The 6314-nt window shown below is 63.4% G+C and carries 8 protein-coding genes and 1 pseudogene; 6 read left to right on the top strand and 3 right to left on the bottom strand.

Going from position 1 to position 6314, the window contains the following annotated elements; translation table 11 throughout:
- The 4 genes and pseudogenes from BG842_RS23475 to BG842_RS23460 all read left to right on the top strand — a co-directional run.
- A partial coding sequence (locus BG842_RS23475; RefSeq protein WP_394327499.1) for an ammonium transporter occupies positions 1 to 866 on the top strand: 866 nt, incomplete at its 5' end.
- Positions 863 to 1219, top strand: a complete 357-nt coding sequence (locus BG842_RS23470) for a P-II family nitrogen regulator (protein WP_007980604.1) — start codon at positions 863 to 865, stop codon at positions 1217 to 1219. The genes BG842_RS23475 and BG842_RS23470, both read left to right, overlap by 4 nt.
- A gap of 153 nt (positions 1220 to 1372) precedes the next feature.
- Positions 1373 to 2062 (top strand): annotated as a pseudogene (locus BG842_RS23465) (M24 family metallopeptidase); the annotation flags it as partial.
- Positions 2063 to 2079: 17 nt separating this feature from the next.
- Positions 2080 to 2595 carry an arsenic resistance protein gene (locus BG842_RS23460; RefSeq protein WP_254663424.1) on the top strand — a complete coding sequence of 172 codons (516 nt, stop codon included), beginning with the start codon at positions 2080 to 2082 and terminating at the stop codon, positions 2593 to 2595.
- Positions 2596 to 2643: 48 nt separating this feature from the next.
- On the opposite strand, the gene BG842_RS23455 is transcribed toward BG842_RS23460, so the two are convergent.
- Positions 2644 to 3531 (bottom strand): PhzF family phenazine biosynthesis protein, encoded by an 888-nt coding sequence (locus tag BG842_RS23455; protein WP_069452693.1) that lies wholly within the window; start codon positions 3529 to 3531, stop codon positions 2644 to 2646.
- Between the two features lie 126 nt (positions 3532 to 3657).
- Here BG842_RS23455 and BG842_RS23450 point away from each other — a divergent pair, with 126 nt between their 5' ends.
- A complete protein-coding gene (locus BG842_RS23450; RefSeq protein WP_069452692.1) occupies positions 3658 to 4107 on the top strand; it encodes a pyridoxamine 5'-phosphate oxidase family protein in 450 nt (149 codons plus the stop codon).
- A 214-nt stretch (positions 4108 to 4321) separates the two neighbouring features.
- On the opposite strand, the gene BG842_RS23445 is transcribed toward BG842_RS23450, so the two are convergent.
- Both BG842_RS23445 and BG842_RS23440 read right to left on the bottom strand, forming a co-directional pair.
- Entirely contained in the window at positions 4322 to 4654 is a 333-nt protein-coding gene (locus BG842_RS23445; protein ID WP_254663423.1) for a HalOD1 output domain-containing protein, read from the bottom strand.
- Positions 4655 to 4684: 30 nt separating this feature from the next.
- Positions 4685 to 5416, bottom strand: coding sequence for a bacterio-opsin activator domain-containing protein (locus tag BG842_RS23440; RefSeq protein ID WP_254663422.1), 732 nt, complete (start codon positions 5414 to 5416; stop codon positions 4685 to 4687).
- Positions 5417 to 5584: 168 nt separating this feature from the next.
- Here BG842_RS23440 and BG842_RS23435 point away from each other — a divergent pair, with 168 nt between their 5' ends.
- A complete protein-coding gene (locus BG842_RS23435) occupies positions 5585 to 6190 on the top strand; it encodes a GNAT family N-acetyltransferase (RefSeq protein ID WP_069452690.1) in 606 nt (201 codons plus the stop codon).
- Positions 6191 to 6314: the final 124 nt, after the last annotated feature.

Here is a 6314-nt window from a genome sequence, read left to right as displayed (position 1 = left end):
GTGGCGTCGGGTACATGGACTTCGCGGGCGCGACCGTGGTTCACATGCTCGGCGGCATCGCCGGACTCGTGGGCGCGTACATGGTCGGCCCTCGTCGCGGTCGCTTCGACAAGGACGGCAACAGCGTTCCGATTCCCGGCCACTCGCTGACGCTCGTGATGCTCGGCACGTTCATCCTCGCCTTCGGCTGGTACGGCTTCAACGTCGGGACGCAGGCGAGTGTTCTCTCCGTGGAGAACGGTGCTCTCCAGTTCGCGGGTGCCACGCTCGGCCGCGTCGCGCTCAACACCACCCTCGGAATGGGTGCGGGCGCGGTCGCCGCCGCGCTGACGACGACGTACCTCGAAGGCAAGCCCGACCCGCTGTTCACGGCAAACGGCCTGCTCGCTGGCCTCGTCGCCGTTACCGGTGCGGTTCCGCACGTCACGTGGTTCGGCGGCATCGCGCTCGGCCTCATCGCGGGCGTGCAGGTCCCGCTCGTCTACCGCTGGGTCGTCGATACGCTCAAAGTCGATGACGTGTGCGGCGTATTCTGTGTCCACGGGAGTGCGGGTGCCATCGGGACGTGGCTCATTCCCGTCTTCGCCGTATCGGGCTTCTCGCTCGCCCAGTTCACCATGCAGACCCTCGGTATCGCGGTCATCACCGTCTGGACGCTCGTCACGACCTCCCTCATCTTCAAGCTCGCCGACGTGACCGTCGGCCTGCGCGTCGACGAGAAGGAAGAACACACCGGACTCGACAGCTCCGAACACGGCATCGTCGCCTACCCCGAATTCGTCGAATCGTTCGACGAAACCGGCGGCGGTTCCCCGACTGGGACCGCGGACGGCCCCGCACTGGCGGACGGAGGTGAGAACAAATGAGCGCCGACTCCGGAATCGAGATGGTCGTGGCCATCATTCGCCCCGCTCGACTGGAGAACGTCAAGCGAGCGCTGGTCGAAGCCGGTGCGCCGAGTCTGACCGTCACGAACGTCTCTGGGCGGGGTAGCCAACCCGCGACGAAGAGCCAATGGCGCGGCGAGGAGTACGTCGTGGACCTCCACCAGAAGGTCAAAATCGAGTGCGTCGTCGCCGACACCCCCGCCGAAGACGTCGTGGAAGCCATCCGCGAGGCCGCCTGTACCGGCGAACCCGGCGACGGGAAGATATTCGTCCTCCCCGTCAGCGACGCCTGTCAGGTCCGAACCGGGAAACGCGGCCCGGACGCGGTGTAGCCCGACCTTCGTTCCGAGGAACCGTTTTTCGACTGTGCAACCGTGCCCGCTCTCCGCCGTTCGTCGTCCGTCTCGTTTTTCGGTCCGTCGTCCGATACCGACGAGGTTGCCGAGGGGGTGAACTTTTACCCCGTCTGCTACGTCTGTCCAACCATGCCGAACGCTTTCGCGGAACGAACTCGCCGGAGTCAACAGCGATTGGAGACGGCCGATGCGGACGCACTCGTCCTCTTTCCCAGCACGAACCTGTTCTACGTCTCCGGGTTCGAGGAACACCCCGCCGAACGACATCTCTTCCTGTTCGTCCCGAAGGACGGCGACCCCGCCTTTGTCGTCCCCGATATGTACGGCGAGCAGATAGCCGAGGAGTCGTGGGTCTCCGACGTGCGGACGTGGAGCGACGGCGACGACCCGCTCTCCCTCGTGAAAGACGTCGCCGACGAGTTCGACCTCCACGGCGGCCACCTCCTCGTTGACGACACGATGTGGGCGCTGTTCACCCAGGACCTCCGCCGCGCGCTCCCCGACGCGACCTTCGGACTGGCGAGCGAGGTGCTCGAACCGCTCCGAATGCGCAAGGACGACGCCGAAATCGAGGCGTTGCGGACGGCTGGCGAGGTCGCGGACCGCGCCAGCGTCGAAATCCGGGAACTCGGCGAGGACGCCATCGGCATGACCGAAACCGAACTCGCGGCCGAAATCGAGTCCAGACTCGCCGACGCGGGCGGCGACGACCCCGCCTTCGGCACCATCGTCGGGTCCGGCCCGAACGGTGCGAAACCCCACCACGGTCACGGCGACCGGAAAATAGAGTACGGCGACCCCGTGGTCCTCGACTTCGGCGCGTTCTCATCGCGCAGATGGTCCTCGTCTTCCTCGGTCTCCCCCTCGCACTCGGATACGTCGCGCAAAAAGTCGCGTTCCGCACGATGGGCCGAGAAGCGTACTACGAGCGCGTCATCCCGAAAATCGTCCCGTTCGGCTTGCTCGGGTTGCTGTTCACCGTCGTCGTGATGTTCGCTCTGAAAGGGGATTTCATCGTCTCGAACCCCGACCAGATCGTCCTCATAGCGATTCCCCTCCTGCTATTTTTCGTCGGATTGTGGACCATCGCATACGGTCTCGGCGCGCTTCTCGGCTTCGAGTACACCGAGAGCGTGAGCCTCGCCTTTACCGCCGCCTCGAACAACTTCGAGTTGGCCATCGCGGTCGCGGTCGCCGTCTTCGGTATCGGGAGCAACGTCGCCCTCGCGACGGTCGTCGGACCGCTCATCGAAGTTCCGGTGATGCTCGCGCTCGTTCGAGTCGCGCTCGCAACCAAAGACCAACTGTTCGGCGACCGCTCGGGCGTTCCCGGCGGCGTATCGTCCGACTAACGACCGCGCGGTTCGAACCGTTTTCAGCACCTGTTTTTCCGCCGGGCGCTACAACAGGGTACCCTCGGCGACCGGAATCACGCGCCCGCCGACTCGCACGTCGATGTTCTCGTCCGTCCTCGAAGCGCGGAGGTGGAGGAGCGACGGTCGGCCCATCTCGTACCCCTGTTCGACCCGCACGTCGATGTCGTCCGAATCGAAGTAGCCGTGTTCGACCAGATAGGCCGCCAAACAGCCGTTCGAAGACCCCGTCGCCGGGTCCTCGGGAACCCCCGCGCAGTCGGCGAACACCCGGGCGTGAAGGTCGTTATCCGCCTCCGTTTCCGGCGCGAAGAGGACGACGTTCATGTTTCCGTGCGGTTCGATGAGGTCCTCGTAGTAGGGTTCGTGATTCGTCTCCGCCCGACGGACCGCATCGAGCGACCGAAGCGGCACGACGAGCGTCGGGAGACCGGTCGAGACGAGCTGGACGGGAAACTCCGTATCGACGTCTTCCTCGTCGAGCGAGAGGACGCGGGCCGCGAGCGCGTGGTCGAAGGTCCGCTCGAACGTCGGCGGAATCTGGTGCATCCAGAAGGATTCGGTGCCGTCCTCGTCCCGTTCGACGTGGACGGGTATCTGGCCGACCCCGAGATTGAGCGTGAGTTCGTCGGGGCTGTCGTCGCGGACGAACTCCCGGATGACGAACGCCGTGCCGAGCGTTGGGTGCCCCGCGAACGGGATTTCTTCCGCCGGGTCGAAGATGCGGACGTCGTACCCGCCGTCCCGCGTCTCCGGGGAATCGATGAACGTCGCCTCGGAGAAATTCGTCTCGCGGGTGATGTCCAGCATCTCCTCGTCGGTCAGCGACGCCGCGTCGTGAACGACCGCGAGCTGGTTGCCAGCGTACCGCTCCCGGGCGAACACGTCTACGACGTGAAATGGGTTGTCGGTCATACGTAGCACGTATGTCACGACGTACATCAGTGTAATTGTCAAAAAGACAGGGTGAAATTGGAGTCCGATAATTCGATTCAGACTACCACTCACCTTTTTCCACCAGCACGTCGTATATCGGTTGTCATGGGGGACATCGAATCCGTCCGAATGGACGACGAAGAGCGGGACGAGTTTCTCACGAGCGGCGGAACAGGCGTCATCTCGTTCCCGTCTGGTATCGATGAATCGCCGTACTCGGTGCCGGTGTCGTACGGCTACGACGCGGCCGAGACGCACTTCTATTTCCGTCTCGCGCTCGCTCCGGGGAGCGAGAAAACGGAGGTCGTTGACCGCCCGGTCACGTTCGTCACCTACGACCACACGGACGACGGGTGGAAGAGCGTGGTCGTCACTGGAAAGTTAGACGAGGTGGCGAAGGCGGACATCGATTCGGAGGTGACGCGGGGGATGCAACGGGTCGCTATCCCGATTGTGGACCTGTTCGAGCGCGACTCGCGGGAAGTGACGTTCGACTTCTATCACCTCCACCCCGAGGAGATGACGAGTCGGAAGGAAGCCCACACCGAAACCTAACGATTCGGACCCGAACACCGCAGCAGCGATATCGACCGATTCGAACTCGACGTTTCTTGCCACTCGAACGGCGACGAACGGCCGAAACGACGAGCGAGCAAAAGCGATGGACGGCCGAGACGATGGATATCCGAAGCCGCGGTTCGCGTCGCTCCACGAGGTGAGACAACAGCGAAAAGCGGGGAACGAAGAACGGCCTATTGGTGCGCTCCCGTCAGTCGTCCTCTCGGACCTGAATCGAGTCCTCGCCGTCGATTGTCACCCTGTATCCGGCGAACGAGAACGACAGTTCGAGGTCGGGATTGCTGGCGACCACCGTATCGAGTGCGTCGGGGTCGATGAAATCGTACAACGGCGGGAGTTCGTTCGGTTGTACGTTCGCCTGCTCGGCCACCTCGAATACGACGTGTTGGCTGATCGATTCGCTACCGTGCAGTCGGTTCATGGATTCGCGGTGTGGATTTGTAGCATGCATCGTTGAATCGACCGACTCGATACTCTTGGTCGAAGCGTCGGTCTCGGTAATGTAGTCTGGGAGCGGAGCCACCTCACGGCGTCGCCTATGTTGAACGGTTCGCTACGTGGTATCGTTCACCAAGCCGTCGTCCGATACTTCCTCGTCGGTTTCGAACAGGGAGCGAAGCAATTTCTCCAGCCCCGTCCAAAGGTGTTGGCTGAAGGTCGGTTGGGAGACGCCCATCACCGTCGCACACTCGGCGGCGGTGCTCTCGCGGGGCCACGAAAAGTATCCTTCCCGCGTTGCGACCTCCACCGCCGCGAGTTGCTTGTCCGTCAAATCCGCCGTCAGGTGTGCGTTGTGCGACGTGTTCGAGAGGCCCGGAATGGTATCCCCGAGCGTTCGCTTGGACAGGAGTCGAGCACCCTCGTGGCGTTCGAAAACCCGGTCTACGACCGTTCTGACGTCGCCGTGTGGCGAAACGTCCGCGACGATTCGTGCGTTGCCGTCGTCGGCCCGCACGTCCCGTATCACGGCGTCCGTATCCGCCAACGTCGCGGCCACGCACGGGCCGCTGACCACGAATTCCATCAACGTCGAGTCGGAATGCTCGCTCACGACTCTGGCCTCCCGAACCATCGGAAGGTCGGCGGCGACGTCGAGCACGGTTGTGGGTCGCACACCTCGAACGGTGAAGAATTCGAGCATGTTCCCGTCCGCCCGATGAACCGCCCGCTCGCCGACGAACTCGCCACCCGTGCGCTCGGACGCGGCGATGAAGAAACACCGATCGTCGTGGAGTGAGAAGACCAGTTCGACCGCACCCGACCGGGGCGGCTGTTGGCGGGTCATGTACATACGATACGAGTCCAAGATGATTAGGAACTCTGTGAGATGTGCGAACACACAACTCTGACCCTGAACGTCGGTCACCTCCCCGCAGTGCCGGAGTTTTCGTACCGTGCAGGGATACTTCACACTCACCGAAACCTTTTCTCGGATTGTCGTTTCCTTCGAACTATGTTCCCGGAGCGAATCGAGACGGACCGTCTCGTGCTGGAGGCCATCACCCACGAGAACGTGGACGTGTTCGAACTGTATCAGCACACGGCCCACGACGCGCCGCACATCGACGAGATAACGGAACACCTGTCGTGGGACCCGCACGCTACGCCGAAGCAGACGACCGAGTTCATCGACTGGGCGGAGAAAAACAGAAACGAGGCGACCGGCGCGGAGTACGTCATCAGGCCCAAAGACGGAGAAGACGGCGCGGGCGAAATCGCCGGGACGACCGGGTTGAACATCGACTGGAAGCGCCGCACCGGCGCGCTCGGTTTGTGGCTCCGAAAGCCGTTCTGGGGTCGCGGCTACTCCGGCGAACGCGCCGGTGCGCTCATGGAACTGGCGTTCGACCGCCTCGACCTGGAACTCGTCGCAATCGAACACCTCGCGGGCAACGAGAAGTCCCGCCGCGCCATCGAGAAGTACGTCGAAGCGCACGGCGGCCAGTACGACGGTATCCTCCGGAACCGGCGGCCGGACGGCGACGAAGTGCGCGACTCCCACCGATTCACCGTGACGCGCGAACAGTGGGAGGCGAGTCGCGCGGAGGAGACGTCGTGACCGACCTCTTTCCCGAGCGCATCGAGACGGAGCGGTTGGTACTGGAACGGATGTGCCGCGAAAACGTCACGCCGCACGAACTCTACGACCTGTTCTCCGGACCGGGTGTGAGCGAGGTGTTCGA

The sequence above is a fragment of the Haladaptatus sp. W1 genome (genome assembly GCF_001723155.1).
Taxonomy (GTDB): Archaea; Halobacteriota; Halobacteria; order Halobacteriales; family Haladaptataceae; genus Haladaptatus; species Haladaptatus paucihalophilus.
The sequence above is the reverse complement of the archived record's forward strand: the minus strand, read 5'-3'. Positions and strand labels throughout refer to the sequence as shown.